Source organism: Pseudoalteromonas sp. Ld19 (genome assembly GCF_045064135.1).
Lineage (GTDB): Bacteria > Pseudomonadota > Gammaproteobacteria > Enterobacterales > Alteromonadaceae > Pseudoalteromonas > Pseudoalteromonas aliena.
On the sequence record NZ_JBISHA010000016.1, the window covers coordinates 76,448 to 93,324 of the forward strand.

Consider the following 16,877-nt stretch of genomic DNA (forward strand, 5'->3'; position numbering starts at 1 on the left):
CTCCCCTTTTAGTTTAATAAAATGGGTATAGATTATTTTTTATCAAACGCGCGTTTCATGTAGTTAGGTGTCGCGAGTGCACCATGGTGAATACCACTGTTGTAGTATTCACTTTGCTCGGCTATTTGTGCTGCGCCGTCTTCTCTAAAACCGTCAAATGCTTGTGATTTACGTGCAAGTGTTACCGACCATAAACCACTTGGGTAAATTGGTTGCGGGAATGGCAGTGTTTGTAAATCGTTAAAGCCTACGCTTAACATTGCTTCGCGCATTTCAACTAATAATGGCATATGCATAAGTGGTGATTCACTTTGTTGCACTAAAATACCACCTGGGCGCAGTGCATTTAAACAGCTTGTATAAAATGCATGATTAAATAAACCTTCGCCTGGGCCTACTGGATCTGTGCCATCAACAATAACCACGTCAATGGATTCGCCAGCCGCTTCGCGCATATATTTAATACCGTCGTCAAACATCACTGTTGCACGGGCGTCGTTGTTAGACTCGCAAAGCTCTGGGAAGTACTTTAACGACATTTGCGTAACTACTTCATCTATGTCTATTTGCGTTACAGTTTCTACGCCTGGGTGTTTTAATACCTCGCGTAAAGTACCGCAGTCGCCACCACCAATAATAACCACGTTTTTAGGGTTTGGGTGTGCTAAAAGTGCAGGGTGGCTGATCATCTCATGATAAAAGAAGTTTTCGCGGGTTGTTACCATAGTACACCCGTCGATGATCATTAAATTACCAAAGTCTGTGGTTTCAAACATTTCTACCTTCTGAAAAGGAGACTGTTTTTCATCTAACTTTTTGTTAATACGTAATGAAAATGCGCTGCCATCGCGGTCGCTAATTTCAGTAAACCACTTACTTTGATCTAAATTTGCCATAGTTGCTATTACACTTTTTAGGTTGAGTATGAAAAAGGGGCAATTCTGCCAGTGCTTGGCGTTTTGCTCAACGACATTTTAACTGATTTAACGAATAAAGTTAGTTAGGAGTGAGTGAAAGTTCAATTTTTGTTAGCCTAGGAGATCATGACGTATTAAAATGCGCCTTTATACCTAATTGATTAAAGAAGAGTTGCCATGACCTGGGGTTTAGAAACAGCACGCGCTACTTATAACGTTGCTCATTGGAGCGATGGTTATTTTGATATTAACGCACAAGGCGAACTGGTGGCTTACCCTGATGGCGACCAAACAAAACCGGCCATTTCTTTAACGCAATTAACTGAGCAGTTTAAACAACAAGGTTTAACGTTGCCGGTTTTAGTGCGCTTTACCGATATTTTACAAAACCGTGTAGACACGCTCACAAATGCATTTACGCAAGCACGAGCAAATCGTGAGTACAATGGTAAATACACCTGCGTTTACCCAATTAAAGTAAATCAGCAGCGCTCCGTAGTCAGTAAACTATTAGCGCACCCAAGCGGGCTTGTTGGCCTAGAAGCAGGCTCAAAGCCAGAGCTGATGGCCATTTTGGGTGTAGCAAAAGAGCCAATTACTATTGTGTGTAACGGCTATAAAGACAGTGAGTTTTTACGCTTAGCGTGTATTGGTCAAGCAATGGGGCACAGCGTAAAAATTGTGGTAGAAAAGTTGTCAGAATTGACCACACTACTTGAAGAAATAGACAACCTAGGCATTGAGCCTGCTATTGGTATTCGCATTCGCCTAAATTCAGTCGGCAAAGGCAAATGGCAAAATACCGGTGGCGAAAAAGGCAAATTTGGTTTAACAGCGGGTCAAGTGCTAAGCGCCGTTGAAGTGCTTAAAAAGCATAACAAATTGCACTTAATGCAAATGGTGCATTTTCATATTGGTTCCCAAATTGCCAATATTCGCGATATTCACCGCGCTTTACGTGAATGTGCACGCCACTTTGCTGAACTTACGCAATTAAATGTACCGCTAAATACGGTTGATGTGGGTGGCGGTTTAGGTGTTGATTACGAAGGCTCTGGCTCACGCAGTGCGTGTTCGATGAACTACACGGTTGAAGAATATGCGCGTAATGTAGTGAATGCATTTGCCGAAGTGTGCGACCAGCATAACCTTACGCATCCGGCTATTATCACCGAGTCAGGTCGCGCATTAACCGCCCATCATGCCGTGTTAATTACCGATGTTATTGATGTAGAAAAAGCGCCAAATTATTTAAATCCAGAAGCACCGCTTGAAAACAGCGCATTAGTACTCGATGAAATGTGGCAGTGTTTACAGCGTTTAAATCCGCGTATGGCGCTAGAAATTTATCACGATGCTATGCACCTATTTAGCGAGGCGCACGATCAATACGTGCATGGTTTAGTGAGCATGGTAGAGTGGGCGAAAATAGAGCAGCTTTACTTTACTATTTTACACCGTGTACGTGCATCGCTTAGTAATAATGCGCGTGCTCATCGAGAAGTACTCGATGATTTAAACGAAAAGTTGGCTGATAAGTTGTTTGTTAATTTTTCATTGTTTCAGTCATTGCCAGATGTGTGGGGTATTCAGCAGTTATTTCCGGTTATGCCAATCGAAAATTTAACTCAACCATTGACGCAACGTGCGATTATTCAAGATATTACCTGTGATTCTGACGGGCAAATCCGTGAATACGTTGAAGGAGCGGGTATTGAAACCAGCTTACCAATTCCAGAATACAAGCACGGTGAGCAATATCATATTGCCATGTTTATGGTCGGGGCGTATCAAGAAATTTTAGGTGATTTACATAACTTGTTTGGCGATACTGATTCTGTGCATGTGGAGCTTAACGACGATGGTTATGTATTAACCAATGCCATAAAAGGTGATAGCGTTAAGGATGTATTAAAGTTTGTTGACTATGATAGCGCCATTTTAGCCGATAACTTTGCGTATCAAGTTAATAAACTTGATGTATCGACGCAGTGTAAAGAAGGTTACTTAGCTGAGCTTAATGCAGGCCTTGAAGGCTATACTTATTTTGAAGATTAATTTGTAAGCAACTTAAAGCGCAGCAATAAAGTTGCTGCGCCATGTTTAAAGGAAGTAGAAGTAATGTCAGTTATTCGCGGTGTACTTAGTATTATTTTGTACGCAATAAACACACTCTTTTGGTTTGTACCTATCTTTATTTGTGGGCTTATAAAGCTTATTCCAATCAAGCCATTACAAAAAATAATGAGCTGGGCTGCTAAGCAATTCGCAACTGTTTGGGTTACCTTTAATAGCTTAAATCAAAAGTTGTTTACGCCAACAAAACTTAACGTAAGTGGCCTTGAAGATCTTAAGCTAAAAGATTGGTATTTGGTTATTGCAAACCACCAAAGCTGGGTCGATATTTTAGTATTGCAGCGCGTATTTAATCGTAAAATTCCATTTTTAAACTTCTTTTTGAAAAAAGAGCTTATTTACGTGCCTATTTTAGGATTATGTTGGTGGGCGCTTGATTTCCCATTTATGACGCGTACCAGTAAAAGCCAATTAAAAAAGAATCCTAAGCTACGTGGCAAAGATTTAGAAACAACGCGTAAAGCTTGCGAAAAATTCAAAGAAATGCCGGTAAGTGTGGTTAACTTCGTGGAAGGTACGCGTTTTACAGCGTCCAAACACAAGCGTCAAGATAGTCCATTTCCACACTTACTCAAGCCAAAAGCGGGCGGTATCGCGTTTGTAATGCAAGCAATGGGTGAGCAAATAACTAAAGTAGTTAATGTCACCATTCATTACCCTGATGGTATTCCTACTTTTATGGATTTTGCTGGTGGCAGAGTAAAAAATATTAACATACACGTGGAAGTAAGGCCGGTAAGCGAAGAGTTAATTGGTGACTACACCGGTGACTCTGAATTTAGAGTGCGCTTTCAAAGTGAACTAAATCGTTTATGGGAAGACAAAGAGCAAACATTACAATCGCTTGAAAACATCCCTAAATAAAAGGTAAAAATATGAGCTTACGGTTATGCTAAAAAAATGGTTACCAAACTGGCTTAACGGCTTAATTGTAGGCTGTGTATTGTTTTCTAATGTCATACTTTTTGGCTCGCTGGTATTAATGCTGGGCCTTATTAAGTTATTGCTTCCTTTATCTATTGTTAATTCTATATTGCATAGCGCTTATCGTGGTTGGTGTAACGGCAATCGTTTAGGGCTTTGGTTAGGTTGTCCGAATATTGTGGTTGATATTAGTGGCGATTTAAACTCAAAAAGCTGGTATTTACTGATTTGTAATCACGCAAGCTGGTTAGATATAACCGTACTTAGCTCATTACATGCATTGCCAGCTCCTAAGTTTTTTTTAAAAGATGAACTCAAATACGTGCCCTTTATAGGCACTGGTGCGTGGGCTATGGGTATGCCGTTTATGAAACGGGTAAGCAAAGCACAACTTGCTAAAAATCCTAAGCTCAAAGGGCTGGATGTAGAGCGTACCAAACATAGCTGTCGTAACTTTCGTCATCACCCAACAACTATCATTAATTTTGTAGAGGGTACACGCTACACGCCAGCTAAGCATAGCTTGCAACAAAGTCCCTTTAAACATTTACTAAAGCCTAAAGCTGGCGGTATTGCTTTTGCACTTGAAGTGTTAGCCGATCAATTTGATGCCATGCTCAATACAAGTTTAGTTTACAGCGGTAAAACCGATCATGTTTGCCGTAACTTGTTAAAAGGTGAATTGGATTCTATTTATGTGTCGATTGAGGTTATCCCTATTGATGAGAAAATGCAGGGCAGTTATCAAAGTGATGACGTATTTAAAGCCAATTTTCAACATTATGTGAATGAACTATGGGTTACTAAAGATCAGCAACTTGCCGATATCTATGCGCAACAAGACTTACCAGAGCCAAAAATCAGTAAGGAAATTGAAACACTATGACCAACACACACCTGCAGGAGTTAATTGCTCCTTGGTTTGAAAAAGTACCCGATGCAAATTTTCTTAGCTCAATTACCGCCACAGCAATCGGGGTATGCTCTTTACTCATTTTATATTTGTTTACACGTCGTTTAATGCTGCCAGGCATTCAAAAGGTCGTCACCAAATTGTCTCCTGAGCGTATTGGCGCACTTTCTCCAATGTTAACCAAGCTCAACAAACGCATTGCAGGGTTGCTTTGTTGTGTTTTGTTTTTAGCGACTTTCGACAGTGTTTATCCGGTTAACGAATTGGCCGCCGAAATATTAAAAACGGTAGGGCAGGCTTTATTAATTATCTACGTTGGCTTTATTATAAGCAGCATAGTGAGTATTGCTGGCGCTATTTATAACCAGCTTGAATTTGCCCGTGAAGTGCCTATCCAGGGTTTAATTCAGGTTGTTAAGCTCATTACCTTTATTGTATGTGGCATTTTAATTGTGAGCATAGTGCTGGAAAAATCGCCTACCTATATTCTCTCTGGTTTTGGCGCAATTGCGGCGGTTACATTATTGGTATTTAAAGACACTATATTAGGCTTTGTAGCGAGCATTCAAATTGCTGCAAATCGTTTGGTAACGTATGGTGATTGGATCCAAGTAGAAAATTATGGCGCTGATGGCGAGGTGATTGATTTAGGGTTAAATACCGTAAAAGTGCGTAACTGGGATAATACCATCACAACCATTCCTACTTATATGTTGGTGGCGGGCTCGTTTAAAAATTGGCGAGGCATGCAAGAATCCGGTGGGCGACGTATTAAGCGTTCACTTAATATTGATATGAATAGCATTTGCTTGGTGGGTGACGAGTTTAGAAAGCAAATTAACGCTGCAATCCCGCTACACGAATATATTCGCATCACCACATTGCCCGATCCTGTCTCTAACTTGGGGCTATTTCGCCGCTATGCCGAAGGTTATTTAAAGCAACACAGCAAAATTAATACCTCACTGACCTTAATGGTACGAGAGCTACAACCACTTAATCATGGTTTACCGATTGAGTTTTATTGCTTTAGTGAAGATAAACGCTGGATTTCGTACGAACACTTGCAAGCCGAAATAATGGATCATTTATTGGCTGTATTGCCTATTTTTGGGTTACGAGCTTATCAAAGTGTTAGCGGGCAATTAAGCCCACCAACAAACACACCGCAAATAGATAAGCCTAGTATTAAAGTGCCCAATAATGCTGGCCAAGACCCACAGCAATAAATACGATTAATAGCCACCAAATAGGTGGCTTTTTAAATCGCAGCCATGCAAACGCGAGTATCACTAAAGCTACTTGCCAAAGGTTATGCACAGCCGAAGTCCAAATTGGCGAATACAGTGCCGCCGCTAAAAAACCGACTACTGCCGCATTAAGCGCCGCTATTGAGCTTGCAAAACGTGGCTTACTTGCCAAATTAATCCAACTCTTCTGAAACGCCAGCATAAGTAAAAAACCAGGCATAAATATAAGAAGTGTAGCTATAAGAGCACCCACTAAAGGTTGCTCTGTAGTAAGTTGTGCGCCTAAGTAAGTAGCAATAGTAAACATAGGCCCTGGCACCGCTTGTGCACTCGCGTAAGCACTTAAAAATTGATCATCAGTTAACGCAGGGACACCTGCTTGTAATACTGGTAACACTACATGCCCGCCGCCAAATACCATTGCACCTGCTTGATAAAAAGGCGCAAACAAAGCAAATTCTTGACCTAGAGGAAAAAAGCTAACGGCTAGTAGTAGTGCAAAGAGCCCCAGTGCAATCCAATTGATGTTATTTTTTTTGCTACTCGTATTTTCTGTTTCAGTTGGTGAGCCGAGTTTTAATAAAGGCCATATTGCACCCGTAATTGCAGCGGTTATTAAAATAGCGATTTGTGTACCAAGCATCGGAAACAACACCAAAGCAAGTGTACTCATTACCGCAAGTAGCTTAAGTGTAATACTAGTACAAAAGCTTTTAGCCATACTAAGTGTTGCATCAGCGACTATAACAACGGCAAATAACTTTAAGCCTGCAATAATAGCAAAGTAAACAGCATCAAACTGATGGGCACTAACCGCAAGCAGCACCATTATTAAAAACGAAGGCAGAGTAAAGCCTAAAAACGCAGCTATACCACCAAGTACCCCAGCCCGCTCAACACCAATCGCAAAACTAACTTGGCTAGAGCCAGGCCCTGGCAGTGCTTGGCTTAAACTAATAAGTTGTGCGTAACGCGTGTTAGTTAACCAATTTAACGAGTCTACAAAGTGGCGTTTAAAATAACCTAAATGCGCAGCAGGGCCGCCAAAGCTCATGCACCCTAGTAAAAAAAACTGTCTAAAAATAGCAAACAACATTGCGCTAATATCCTTTGTGAAATTCATTAAATTGTCACAAGGGAGTATGACATTTTTATTAAAATGGCACATTAGTTAGCGTATATAACTTAAAGCGCGCTGTTTTAAATTAAATAAGTCTATTTTTATTTGTCAGGCGTGGCTAATAGGGCTCCAATCCGTGTGTTGCATAGAGTGTTGAGCTTATAACAAATTGCGATAAGTCAAGCAGAAAACAGAAAAGGGCAGAATGTGCCCATTGCCCAAGAATAATGACTGACGCGCGAGTGAAGGTATAAAAAGGGATGAGCTCACAGCTTAAAAAGTAAATTTAGTGACACAATATTTATATTAGCCGTTCAGCTTAACTAAGCTCAGTACACCGTTTAATTGAATAGCAAAGGGCTTGATTGAAGGTAAATCATTTTATATACCCATTGAACCCAATTCTATTGGTGTACTTAATAGCATTAATTTTAGCTCTTTCACGAAGCTTAATCGACTCGTTTCTGAGAAAGCGATAAGTTTATATAATCGAATGATTAGTAATGACAGGCTTTGTGTTATATCTATAACAATTTTTTCACCCTTGTCTGAAGTTCAAGTTGATGCATTAAATGCTCAACGAGTTGCTATTGGGTATTCTGTGGGGGCTGCTATTGGCGGTGCCGTAGGAAAGATCCCACTTCCTTTAGGGCTTAATTTTGCTGCCGGTTCAGCTGCCGGTATGGGAGCTCGAAAGTTGACACTTAATAATTTACCTCAGCGTCATATTGATGATATTTTAATATCATTAGAAGCTTATGTGAATGGCGGGATTGGACCTCAAAAGTCATATCAATCACATACTATTTCTCGAAATCAATATAAGTAGAAGGTAAATTTCTATGGATGAGTTTACTTGGTGGGTAATCGTTTTTTCTCTTCTTTTAGGTGGGGGAGCTGCATGGTTGCTTCCCAAAACATGGTTTAAGTTAGTCGGTCGAATTATGATTGTCGTTGGTATATTTGGAGTCTTTTTTACAGACTTTGAAATATTAAGCGCTTTTTGTTTTTCCTGTATACCAATTGGCTTTGGGTTATTAACTTATAATAAAAAGTATTCAGAGTCTTAGGCAAATACTCTTTATTTTGCGCTATTACAATTACGCAGACATTCATCCAAAATTTTGTTTGATGAGTCAGGTTCCAGTAACTATATAAAAAAGGGTTAACTATTAGCCCAAAAACGTAAATTTAGTGACGCAATATTATTTGTGCAATTAGAGTGGCTGTCTAGTTTAATTTCTTTATTTGTCAGGCGTGGCTAATAGAGCTTAATCAAATCTGACAGTCTAATATATGCGGTCAGTCAAACAGAAAGTGGGAAAAGGTCGGATGCGGCCATTGCTTTTGTGGTATCGGTTACCAAAAGTGCCTTTATGCATACACCGCTAATTCAGAGAGCAAATAACGAATGCTAATACATTAAACCGCATTTACCTCAGTAAACTTTAAGCCTTTCAGGTTATGCTGTTTCACCAAGTCATGTAGGCCGTCCTTTTGATCTGTACAAAAGGTGAAAATACCGGCTCCCTTAACTTTGAATAATCCACCCTGTTGTATAGCACCTTTACTGAGGACTAACTTTTTAAAGCGCCTTACCTGTTAACACGGCCATTTTTAAAATTTAACTCTGTATGCTCTTCATTAATAGCTACTTGCTGACCTAAGATATTTAATGCAAACCAACTCTCACCATTCAAGCTTAATGGTAAAAATTCACAACAATCCTTTAACGTAAGCTCAAATACTTTTTGTAAAGCAATAGGTATAGCGAGCGACATAGTCCCCCATGCAGCTATATCTGGTTTGTTAGTCGGGGTTTCACCTTCAACTATCAACCAATCAACCAATCAACATCTACAGGATGCCAATTATCATTTTTTGGCGTACCGTCGAAAGTAAAAATATCGTTGTTTGTTAACTGCATAGATTGCTCAAACATCGTTTCTTGTAAAAGTAGATATTCACCTGCATTAACGCTAACAGCGTAGATTTTATCAAAATTTTCCATTAAATTACCTTAGGGTCTGTTGAACTTTGCGGATTAAAATTTGTTCAAACTAGGGGCTATTTAATCGCGGCGCGAGGTTTGTAACCTAGTGGGCTAAGTAAAAACCGAGCAACAAAGAGTAAATAGCCCCTAGGAAGAACCCTTTGGGCAGCGCATGTTTGGCATTTATGCTGCGTTATAGCCCATTTATGGGGAATAACCACACTACATAGGCTCTGCCTTGCCTAAATACCAAACAGACTGCTGCAAATTTAACCTTGAAAGATCAGCAGACCCTAGTACCATGTTTGAAATTTCGTCATGTATTGGGAAGTCACCACTTTGTAGTTCGCCACCAATACCTTTAAGCAGCTCAATTGTAGTGGTCAAAAACAAAAGGGATTAACATATTGCGCTAGGCAATGCCTACTTAGCTTTATAAGGTTTGTGTCATTAAGAGGTATTTGGAGCAATACTCATTACGGGAGATGAACCGCCCATTGCAGTTCTCGCTAATAAAAACGCATGATGAGTGGTGTGGAGGTTAGAGACCTTCGGCTACCCGATTAGTTGTTTGACCGAACCACACAGCTATTTATCTTCACCAGACTCCTTAATATCATTTAACATATCTTGATAATCATCTTCTGTTTTAGGGCCAATCACACATGAATCTTTTGGATGCTCTTTATCTAAAGCTTTCTCGGATTTTTTATGTATTTCGCTTTGCTCGCGCATAGATTCAATATTATCTTCTAGTATTTTCATTGCTTCTTTTCTATTCATTTAGTTAACCTCAGTTGTAATATTCAATTTTTTCCTAGCTTTATAGTCTGAACGCTCATAAACTTCAACAAGCTTACTGATTCACCGGATTACTAATTAAACAGGACATATCAATTAAACAGAAAACACAATTACACGGGCATCTATACTAAATTTTGTTTAATGAGTGATGCTTGGGTAAAGATGTAAAAGGAGATGAACTTTTAGCTTAAAAAGCAAATTAACAGCACAATATTATTTGTACAATTAAAGTGGCTGTCTAGTTAAATTCATTTCAGTTTATATTCACGTCGAACTTCATCGATTAAACGATGCCTAGAGCTCTTAAGTCGCTCATGTGGTGCAAACATAGAGCTAGATTTATCTAATAAATTAACCGCTTTAGTTAATTGTTCAAGATCTATTTTTTCTTTATTTAGTTCTAAAGTTTCACTAATCTGCAATACAGCTAACTCTTTACCTGCTATATCTTCAGGAAGTCCAGACTTTGTACATAAGCCATAAATGCCGTTTAAAAAATGGCCCCATTCTTCTTCAATATGTAATTCAAGCTTTGAATTAACTTTTGCATTATTAGAAGTAAACCCAGCTTCTTTTAACTCTGATACTGACTTGGAATACCTTTGGGTAAAAATAGGGAAAACATCTTGAAGATTAGCGGTTACCTTAAGCATATCAATCCATGATAAATATCCTTTAGCATAATATTCAATTTCGTTTTGGTTATTAAATTCACCAAAGAATGAATCGCTAGAATAATTTAACGATAATTTATATGAACAGGTTGGCATCACTTTTTTTTCTTGAAAATAAGAAAGCTCAGCTTCACTAATTTTGGTTAAATTAAGTAATTGTTGTTTAGTATAATAGTTTTCATTTAGGTAATTGATAAGATCCATTTACGTGGATACTCCTTGAAAGCTCTAACAAGCTTGTGAATTAACGCGTTTTTATTTATAAACGAACCAATTAGAGTGGCTGTCTAGTTTATTTTCTATTCATTAGGGGAGATGAACCGCCCATTGTATTTTCTGTTAATAAAAAGCACATGATAGGTGGTGTAGGGGCTGGAGGTTAGAGCTCTCCAGCTACCCGATTAGCCTTTTTGATTATTGATATCATCAATATAAATTTGTTGGAATTTTTCCCAATCATATAACGCTTCAGGGTTGAAGTCTTGCCCTTCAGGCCACTCTAGATTCCCGCCATCATTCAAAGACACCAGCTTAAAGTAATCAATGTTTTTTAAATTTTCCATCCAGCCAAAGCCTATGACTGGTTCGAAATCTATAGTTTGAACCTTGTTATCGGCAAAAGTAATTTTAATAGTGTAGTCACTAACAATTTCAAAACTTGTAATTGTCATTGAATCTAGAGAAGTCATATTATACAGCCCTATTTAAGTGGATCTATTTTAAAGAAGCTTGGTGTACCTGATGTAGTATTCAGTCTCGACCAATTTTGATTTAGCTTATCTTTTCTTATAACAAGCCATGCTTCAACTAATTTTCTTTCTTTTTTCGAAAAAGATCCCTCCATCAACTCTGCAGTCTCAATGTTAAAAACTGCTTTTCGACCCGCGTGAGAGGCATGTATATGAGGATAATGATGCTTGCCACCAATTTCACGATACATATATATTACAATTCCAAAAAACCTACATAACTCAGGCATTCAATTTTCCTTAATATTAATTATGATTAAAAGGCTAACAATTTATAGTGCGCTCATTGCGCATATTTGTGCCGATGAAACGCTCACTTTCTACTTTATATAGTTTTAACAAATTACCTAAGATATTACTATCACCAAGTTTTCTATTATCTTTGGGCAAAACTAAATGAAGCAATATGCGCGCCTCATTCATTTTTGTGAATATGCAAGCGACAGTTTGACTATTCAATTAGTTATTATATTTTGACAATACCAATGTTTGCTTATAGCTCATAGTCGCCTATCAGATGAACTTTAAACCAAGTCCTAATGACTGTAAGCGTTGGTACGAGCTGCTACATTTTAACACTCTCTTCATAGTTTGTTCATACGTGTATTTGCATACTCCGGCTAAATTCTTATTGAATAGGTAACATCATGACTTTAACTAAATCACTTTTAAGCGTAACCGTAGTAGCTGTATTGCTTTCTGGTTGTGAAATGAATAACACAGGTAAAGGCGCAGCAATTGGCGCTGCTGCAGGTGGCGTATTAGGTAAAGCTACGAGTAACCATAAAGATAAACGCTTTTTTATTGGTGCAGCAATTGGGGCACTTGCGGGCGCTGCTGTTGGCGACTACATGGATAAACAAGAAGAAGCATTTCGTGATGAGCTAGCGGGTTCTGGGGTTGAAGTTGTGCGTGAGGGCGACAACTTACGTTTGGTTATGCCATCAAATATTACCTTTGCGACGGATCAATCGTATATTTCATCAGGTTTTAACGACACGTTAAACGCGATTGCTAACGTTATGAATAAGTATGAAAAAACTTACCTTAGTGTAGAAGGGCATACTGATAGCACAGGTAAAGATAGCTACAACATGAACTTGTCGCGCGAGCGTGCACAAAGTGTAAAAGACTACTTAGTGAATCAACAAATTATGGCTGCACGAGTTAGCACTAAAGGCTATGGCGAAACTCGTCCAATTGCGACTAATGAAAGTGCAAATGGTCGTGCTCAAAATCGTCGTGTAGAAATTCAAATAGTGCCTAATACACAAGGTTAATAGCAAAAACCGCGCAAATGCGCGGTTTTGTTTATTTAATGGCACTTTTAAATCGATTAGCTGTCATAACTAGTTCTTTCACAGGGACATGTTTATGGCAAAGTGGCGTTCGACAATTATTTTATCGATACTTTTACATGGATTATTGTTGTTTTTTTTAGCAACTTTAAAGGTACCTGAAATAAAACAGCCGCAATCACCGCCAATTAAAGCCTATATGGTGAGTGTGCCAGCCAAAATTAAAGCAACACAGCAAACGCCTCAACAGAGTGTTAATAAAAGTGTGCGCATAGAAAAAAAGCCAAATGAGCCGGTAAATAAAGTAGTATTAAAATCAGTAAGCTCTTCCAGTAAAAAAACAGAAAAAGCGGCTGAACCGGTAAACTCCACTATAACAAGCTCCACCACAATAAATGCCCACTCTGCAGCATTAACGCCATATAAAAAAATCGACTTACAAAAAGGTCTTAATCGTATTTTACAGCAACAAATGGGATCTTTACCTGCTGGTACAACCTCAGCTGGTAAAACAGCTGATGAATACGCCACGGTAAACAGGATCACAGTTCCAAAAGTACACTCTGCAACGGTAAAGCCACTATTACAAATAGAGCAGCAAAGTATGCAATTTACTACCTATCGCAAAGGTGATACTTGTTTTAAAAAGGTGTTTATTGGCGCAGGGGTGATGCCAAAAAATGACTTACCAGATAGTTATTTAACCGCAGGGCAATTGTGCGGTAAAACTAAGTTAACAGAGGCTTATGATGCTGCAATGAACAAATGGCTTAGCAAAAAGTAGCAGCAAAGCCGCTGCTACTTTAATTTATTTAACCTAGCCTATTGCAAGTAAATTCAACGCAGTTAGCGCTGATAATAGCTGCTCGAGATAGATTTATTATCCAGAGTTCAGGTTATTTAATTACGTGTACCAGCTCAATCTTTATTAAACTGTAATTCACACAGTTTTTGATACAGCGGATTGCTGGCTAATAACACTTGGTGAGAACCCGTTGCTATTATTTCCCCATTTTCCATTACCACAATCACATCAGCATGTTTTACCGTGGCCAGCCTATGGGCAATTATTAACGTTGTTCTGTTTTGCATTAGGTGCTCAAGCGCCGCTTGCACGTGGTGCTCACTTTGTGCATCTAGCGCGCTGGTGGCTTCATCAAGAAGGAGTATTTCTGGGTCTTTTAATATAGCGCGGGCAAGCACAATACGTTGCTTTTGCCCACCAGATAACCTAACGCCTTGCTCACCTAAAAAGCTGTGATAGCCTTGTGGCAACTGGTTTATAAATTCATCGGCATGGGCATGTTTTGCAGCGGCATAGACTTGCTCATCGGTTGCATTTGGGTTGCCGTAGCGGATGTTATGCATAACATCGGAGCTAAATAAAATAGGGTTTTGCGCTACCATGCCCATTTTATTACGCAGAGTATTAAGTGATAGGTCTTTAATATTTATATCTTTAAACTTAATAGCTCCGCTGGCCGGATCGTAAAAACGTTGTAGCAATTCAAATAATGTAGTTTTACCAGCGCCAGAAGGGCCAACAATAGCCACAGTTTGGCCTTGCTCAATATTTAGGCTTATTTTATTAAGAGCACTTACATCTGGGCGAGAAGGATAGTTAAAGCTAATATTTTCAAGCGCAATTGCAGGGCTGCTACTTTTTTGCAGTAAATTACTATCTTGTGGGTTTAGCGGGTTTTCTATTTCACTTTTAACAGCAAGTAGCTCAAGTAATCTTGCAGCCGCGCCTGCTGCTCGTTGTAGTTCGCCATACACTTCAGCAACGGTTGCCACCGACATTGCCACCATAATAGCGTAAAACACAAATGCACCTAACTCGCCGCCAGTCATAGTACCCGCAAGTACATCGTTACCACCCACCCAAAGCATTGCGCTAATGGCACTAAAGGTTAAAAAAATCACTACGGCTATTAAAAACGAACGTTGTTTGATACGTTTTTTAGCCACGTTAAAGGCTTTTTCGGTCTCGAGTGCAAAGGCATGCTGTTCTTGTTCTTCATGGCTATAGCTTTGTACTACTTTAATATTTTGTATGATTTCGCCTGCATAGGTACTTATGTCGGCAATGGCATCTTGGCTTGAGTTTGCTAGCTTACGTACCTTGCGGCCAAATATCATCATAGGAACAAGTACTAGCGGCACACAGGCCACAACCACTAAGGTGAGCTTTAAATTGGTGAACAGTAACATGGCTAAACCGCCCACCAACATAAGTACGCTGCGCAGCGCCATAGAAAACGATGAGCCGATAATAGATTGTAATAAGGTGGTATCAGTGGTTAAACGCGACATAAGCTCGCCACTGCGGTTTTCTTCAAAGTAGCTAGGGTGTAGCGTTACAATACGATTAAACACGGCTTTTCGAATATCGTTACTGACTCGTTCGCCAATCCACGACATTAAATAAAAACGGCTAAAAGTGCCTACTGCTAATAAGCTGATTAAACCAATAAGTACTAATACGGCCTGCTGTAATTGCACCTTTGATCCTGCAATAAAGCCATGATCAATAACAAATTTAACACCTTGCCCCAATGACAAGTTAACGCCTGCCGTTACGAGTAATGCGGCTAGGGCGGCGACTACCATCCACTTATACGGTTTAATAAACGCAAAAACAGGTAACAAACTGCTAAAAGCAGCCTTTTCGGCTATAGGTGTTTCTTTTGACATAGTGGATTCTTTTTGAAGGTTAAGGTATAGATATGGCATCAAGGTAATAAAAATCAATAGTATTGAATATCATCAATAAGGATTCGTTATGACTACAAATATAATAAACGGTGAATTTACAGTCGCTTTAGCGCCAATTGAAGGTTACGCCAAAGGGCAGCAAGGCATTAATTTAGGGCGTATGTCGATTGATAAAACATTTAAAGGTAGCTTAAATGCGACCAGCCAAGGCGAAATGCTCAGTGCTATGACGCCAACGCAAGGGAGTGCAGGTTATGTTGCTATTGAGCAAGTAGTTGGGGAGCTTGAAGGCAAAAAAGGCAGCTTTGTACTGCAACACTTTGGCACTATGAATAAAGGTCAAGATAGCCTTATTTTAAACGTCATTCCCGATTCAGGTACTGATGAGCTTGAAGGCTTAAGCGGCAGTATGAAAATTCGCATAGAGCAAGGTATTCATTACTATGACTTTGAATACACTGTAGATAGTAAATAACCAGAATTCAGGTTAAATAAAAAAGCATAGGTAAATACTTATGCGGATTAATTATTGAAGACCATGAATTATAAGGAGCATAAATGGCTTTATCTGTTTGGTTGAGTTTGGCATTGGTATGCATGATGGGCGCGATGTCGCCAGGGCCAAGCCTTGCGGTGGTATTAAAGCACACGCTTAGTGGTGGCATGAAAAACGGCATGCTTGCTGCGCTCAGTCACGGTATTGGCGTTGGGCTTTATGCTGCAGCCTCATTACTTGGCTTAGGAGCATTAATGGCTCAATTTCCAACACTATACCAAATATTGGTGTATTTAGGCGCTGCGTATTTAGCCTATTTAGGTTTAAAAATACTGCTAGCAAAACCAAGTAATAACGAGCTGCAAGTACAAAAGAGTGAAGTAAGTGCGAGTAAAGCGTTACAAGATGGATTTGCGATTGCTTTTTTAAATCCTAAACTCGCGATTTTCTTTTTAGCGTTGTTCTCACAATTTATAGATCCGCAAAACCTCACTTTAAGCATTGGCATTATTATGTGCTTAACCGTGTTTGTAATTGATACTGGTTGGTATTTATTAGTTGCAGTGCTAACTGAGGTGTCTAAAAATCGTTTTGGTTTTACTAAGCAAAACCCATGGTTAGACAAAATACTGGGTGTTGTGTTTATTGCCCTAGCCATAAGGGTGGTCATTAGTTTGTAGTTTTATAATTGGTTGTTGCTGAATTATTTGTACAAAATAGCTACAGCCAAAGTTCTCTGTGGTGCATACGTATTCATCACAATTTGATTACCTTTTAGTTACACTTTGTTGGTTGTGTTTCAACGGCACTGATATACCACATAACAATAACTAAAGGATACACACATGAAAAATTCAAACTAAGTGCGCTAATGCTGGCATTATT

Annotated in this window: 20 protein-coding genes; 10 read left to right on the forward strand and 10 right to left on the reverse strand. The window is 39.2% G+C overall.

Annotation, left to right across the window (positions count from 1 at the left end):
- Window positions 1–32 precede the first annotated feature (32 nt).
- A complete protein-coding gene (gene speE, locus ACJJVZ_RS04710; RefSeq protein ID WP_182701651.1) occupies window positions 33–896 on the reverse strand; it encodes a polyamine aminopropyltransferase in 864 nt (287 codons plus the stop codon).
- Window positions 897–1,094: 198 nt separating this feature from the next.
- Here speE and speA point away from each other — a divergent pair, with 198 nt between their 5' ends.
- From speA to ACJJVZ_RS04730, 4 genes are all read left to right on the forward strand, one after another.
- Complete coding sequence (gene speA, locus ACJJVZ_RS04715; RefSeq protein WP_077536343.1) at window positions 1,095–2,975, forward strand: biosynthetic arginine decarboxylase; 1,881 nt, start codon at window positions 1,095–1,097, stop codon at window positions 2,973–2,975.
- A gap of 63 nt (window positions 2,976–3,038) precedes the next feature.
- Window positions 3,039–3,917, forward strand: coding sequence for an acyltransferase (locus ACJJVZ_RS04720; RefSeq protein ID WP_182701649.1), 879 nt, complete (start codon window positions 3,039–3,041; stop codon window positions 3,915–3,917).
- 25 nt (window positions 3,918–3,942) lie between these two features.
- Entirely contained in the window at window positions 3,943–4,863 is a 921-nt protein-coding gene (locus tag ACJJVZ_RS04725) for an acetyltransferase (protein ID WP_182701648.1), read from the forward strand.
- On the forward strand, window positions 4,860–6,119 hold the full coding sequence (locus tag ACJJVZ_RS04730; protein WP_077536340.1) for a mechanosensitive ion channel family protein: 1,260 nt from the start codon (window positions 4,860–4,862) through the stop codon (window positions 6,117–6,119). Before ACJJVZ_RS04725 ends, ACJJVZ_RS04730 begins: the two co-directional genes overlap by 4 nt.
- Here the strand turns inward: ACJJVZ_RS04730 and chrA are convergent.
- Window positions 6,079–7,236 (reverse strand): chromate efflux transporter, encoded by a 1,158-nt coding sequence (gene chrA / locus ACJJVZ_RS04735; protein ID WP_405599087.1) that lies wholly within the window; start codon window positions 7,234–7,236, stop codon window positions 6,079–6,081. The genes ACJJVZ_RS04730 and chrA overlap by 41 nt on opposite strands.
- Before the next feature lie 385 nt (window positions 7,237–7,621).
- Between chrA and ACJJVZ_RS04740 the strand changes: the two genes are divergently transcribed.
- On the forward strand, window positions 7,622–8,089 hold the full coding sequence (locus ACJJVZ_RS04740) for a hypothetical protein (protein ID WP_405598582.1): 468 nt from the start codon (window positions 7,622–7,624) through the stop codon (window positions 8,087–8,089).
- 13 nt (window positions 8,090–8,102) lie between these two features.
- A complete protein-coding gene (locus ACJJVZ_RS04745; RefSeq protein ID WP_405598585.1) occupies window positions 8,103–8,330 on the forward strand; it encodes a hypothetical protein in 228 nt (75 codons plus the stop codon).
- Between the two features lie 525 nt (window positions 8,331–8,855).
- Here the strand turns inward: ACJJVZ_RS04745 and ACJJVZ_RS04750 are convergent.
- The 7 genes from ACJJVZ_RS04750 to ACJJVZ_RS04780 all read right to left on the reverse strand — a co-directional run bounded on the left by ACJJVZ_RS04750 (window position 8,856) and on the right by ACJJVZ_RS04780 (window position 11,710).
- A complete protein-coding gene (locus ACJJVZ_RS04750; RefSeq protein WP_405621605.1) occupies window positions 8,856–9,110 on the reverse strand; it encodes a hypothetical protein in 255 nt (84 codons plus the stop codon).
- A complete protein-coding gene (locus ACJJVZ_RS04755) occupies window positions 9,095–9,271 on the reverse strand; it encodes a hypothetical protein (RefSeq protein WP_405598590.1) in 177 nt (58 codons plus the stop codon). Before ACJJVZ_RS04755 ends, ACJJVZ_RS04750 begins: the two co-directional genes overlap by 16 nt.
- Window positions 9,272–9,475: 204 nt before the next feature.
- Complete coding sequence (locus ACJJVZ_RS04760; RefSeq protein WP_405598592.1) at window positions 9,476–9,646, reverse strand: hypothetical protein; 171 nt, start codon at window positions 9,644–9,646, stop codon at window positions 9,476–9,478.
- Window positions 9,647–9,841: 195 nt separating this feature from the next.
- Window positions 9,842–10,036: a hypothetical protein gene (locus ACJJVZ_RS04765; protein WP_405598594.1), complete on the reverse strand. Its 195-nt coding sequence runs from the start codon at window positions 10,034–10,036 to the stop codon at window positions 9,842–9,844.
- Between the two features lie 269 nt (window positions 10,037–10,305).
- On the reverse strand, window positions 10,306–10,935 hold the full coding sequence (locus ACJJVZ_RS04770; RefSeq protein ID WP_138586210.1) for a DUF6058 family natural product biosynthesis protein: 630 nt from the start codon (window positions 10,933–10,935) through the stop codon (window positions 10,306–10,308).
- Between the two features lie 197 nt (window positions 10,936–11,132).
- Window positions 11,133–11,420 (reverse strand): DUF2442 domain-containing protein, encoded by a 288-nt coding sequence (locus ACJJVZ_RS04775; protein WP_138586211.1) that lies wholly within the window; start codon window positions 11,418–11,420, stop codon window positions 11,133–11,135.
- Window positions 11,421–11,431: 11 nt separating this feature from the next.
- Window positions 11,432–11,710 (reverse strand): DUF4160 domain-containing protein, encoded by a 279-nt coding sequence (locus tag ACJJVZ_RS04780; protein WP_405598596.1) that lies wholly within the window; start codon window positions 11,708–11,710, stop codon window positions 11,432–11,434.
- A 417-nt stretch (window positions 11,711–12,127) separates the two neighbouring features.
- Here ACJJVZ_RS04780 and ACJJVZ_RS04785 point away from each other — a divergent pair, with 417 nt between their 5' ends.
- A complete protein-coding gene (locus ACJJVZ_RS04785; protein WP_405598598.1) occupies window positions 12,128–12,760 on the forward strand; it encodes an OmpA family protein in 633 nt (210 codons plus the stop codon).
- Window positions 12,761–12,854: 94 nt separating this feature from the next.
- On the forward strand, window positions 12,855–13,562 hold the full coding sequence (locus ACJJVZ_RS04790; protein WP_405598600.1) for a hypothetical protein: 708 nt from the start codon (window positions 12,855–12,857) through the stop codon (window positions 13,560–13,562).
- 134 nt (window positions 13,563–13,696) lie between these two features.
- Here ACJJVZ_RS04790 and ACJJVZ_RS04795 read toward each other — a convergent pair whose 3' ends face one another.
- Complete coding sequence (locus ACJJVZ_RS04795; protein ID WP_405598602.1) at window positions 13,697–15,475, reverse strand: ABC transporter transmembrane domain-containing protein; 1,779 nt, start codon at window positions 15,473–15,475, stop codon at window positions 13,697–13,699.
- 88 nt (window positions 15,476–15,563) lie between these two features.
- Between ACJJVZ_RS04795 and ACJJVZ_RS04800 the strand changes: the two genes are divergently transcribed.
- Together ACJJVZ_RS04800 and ACJJVZ_RS04805 are read left to right on the forward strand one after the other, a co-directional pair.
- Window positions 15,564–15,971 (forward strand): DUF3224 domain-containing protein, encoded by a 408-nt coding sequence (locus ACJJVZ_RS04800; protein ID WP_138584522.1) that lies wholly within the window; start codon window positions 15,564–15,566, stop codon window positions 15,969–15,971.
- An 83-nt stretch (window positions 15,972–16,054) separates the two neighbouring features.
- On the forward strand, window positions 16,055–16,672 hold the full coding sequence (locus tag ACJJVZ_RS04805) for a LysE family translocator (protein ID WP_138584523.1): 618 nt from the start codon (window positions 16,055–16,057) through the stop codon (window positions 16,670–16,672).
- Window positions 16,673–16,877: the final 205 nt, after the last annotated feature.

Excerpts from the sequence above, each read along its gene's own strand:
- ACJJVZ_RS04780 (WP_405598596.1), bottom strand. The coding sequence starts at position 11,710 with ATGCCTGAGTTATGTAGGTTTTTTGGAATTGTAATATATATGTATCGT.
- ACJJVZ_RS04770 (WP_138586210.1), bottom strand. The coding sequence starts at position 10,935 with ATGGATCTTATCAATTACCTAAATGAAAACTATTATACTAAACAACAA.
- ACJJVZ_RS04795 (WP_405598602.1), bottom strand. The coding sequence starts at position 15,475 with ATGTCAAAAGAAACACCTATAGCCGAAAAGGCTGCTTTTAGCAGTTTG.
- ACJJVZ_RS04755 (WP_405598590.1), bottom strand. The coding sequence starts at position 9,271 with ATGGAAAATTTTGATAAAATCTACGCTGTTAGCGTTAATGCAGGTGAA.
- speA (WP_077536343.1), top strand. The coding sequence starts at position 1,095 with ATGACCTGGGGTTTAGAAACAGCACGCGCTACTTATAACGTTGCTCAT.
- ACJJVZ_RS04775 (WP_138586211.1), bottom strand. The coding sequence starts at position 11,420 with ATGACTTCTCTAGATTCAATGACAATTACAAGTTTTGAAATTGTTAGT.
- ACJJVZ_RS04745 (WP_405598585.1), top strand. The coding sequence starts at position 8,103 with ATGGATGAGTTTACTTGGTGGGTAATCGTTTTTTCTCTTCTTTTAGGT.
- ACJJVZ_RS04730 (WP_077536340.1), top strand. The coding sequence starts at position 4,860 with ATGACCAACACACACCTGCAGGAGTTAATTGCTCCTTGGTTTGAAAAA.
- ACJJVZ_RS04800 (WP_138584522.1), top strand. The coding sequence starts at position 15,564 with ATGACTACAAATATAATAAACGGTGAATTTACAGTCGCTTTAGCGCCA.
- ACJJVZ_RS04790 (WP_405598600.1), top strand. The coding sequence starts at position 12,855 with ATGGCAAAGTGGCGTTCGACAATTATTTTATCGATACTTTTACATGGA.
- ACJJVZ_RS04765 (WP_405598594.1), bottom strand. The coding sequence starts at position 10,036 with ATGAATAGAAAAGAAGCAATGAAAATACTAGAAGATAATATTGAATCT.
- ACJJVZ_RS04725 (WP_182701648.1), top strand. The coding sequence starts at position 3,943 with ATGCTAAAAAAATGGTTACCAAACTGGCTTAACGGCTTAATTGTAGGC.
- ACJJVZ_RS04805 (WP_138584523.1), top strand. The coding sequence starts at position 16,055 with ATGGCTTTATCTGTTTGGTTGAGTTTGGCATTGGTATGCATGATGGGC.
- speE (WP_182701651.1), bottom strand. The coding sequence starts at position 896 with ATGGCAAATTTAGATCAAAGTAAGTGGTTTACTGAAATTAGCGACCGC.
- ACJJVZ_RS04720 (WP_182701649.1), top strand. The coding sequence starts at position 3,039 with ATGTCAGTTATTCGCGGTGTACTTAGTATTATTTTGTACGCAATAAAC.
- chrA (WP_405599087.1), bottom strand. The coding sequence starts at position 7,236 with ATGTTGTTTGCTATTTTTAGACAGTTTTTTTTACTAGGGTGCATGAGC.
- ACJJVZ_RS04785 (WP_405598598.1), top strand. The coding sequence starts at position 12,128 with ATGACTTTAACTAAATCACTTTTAAGCGTAACCGTAGTAGCTGTATTG.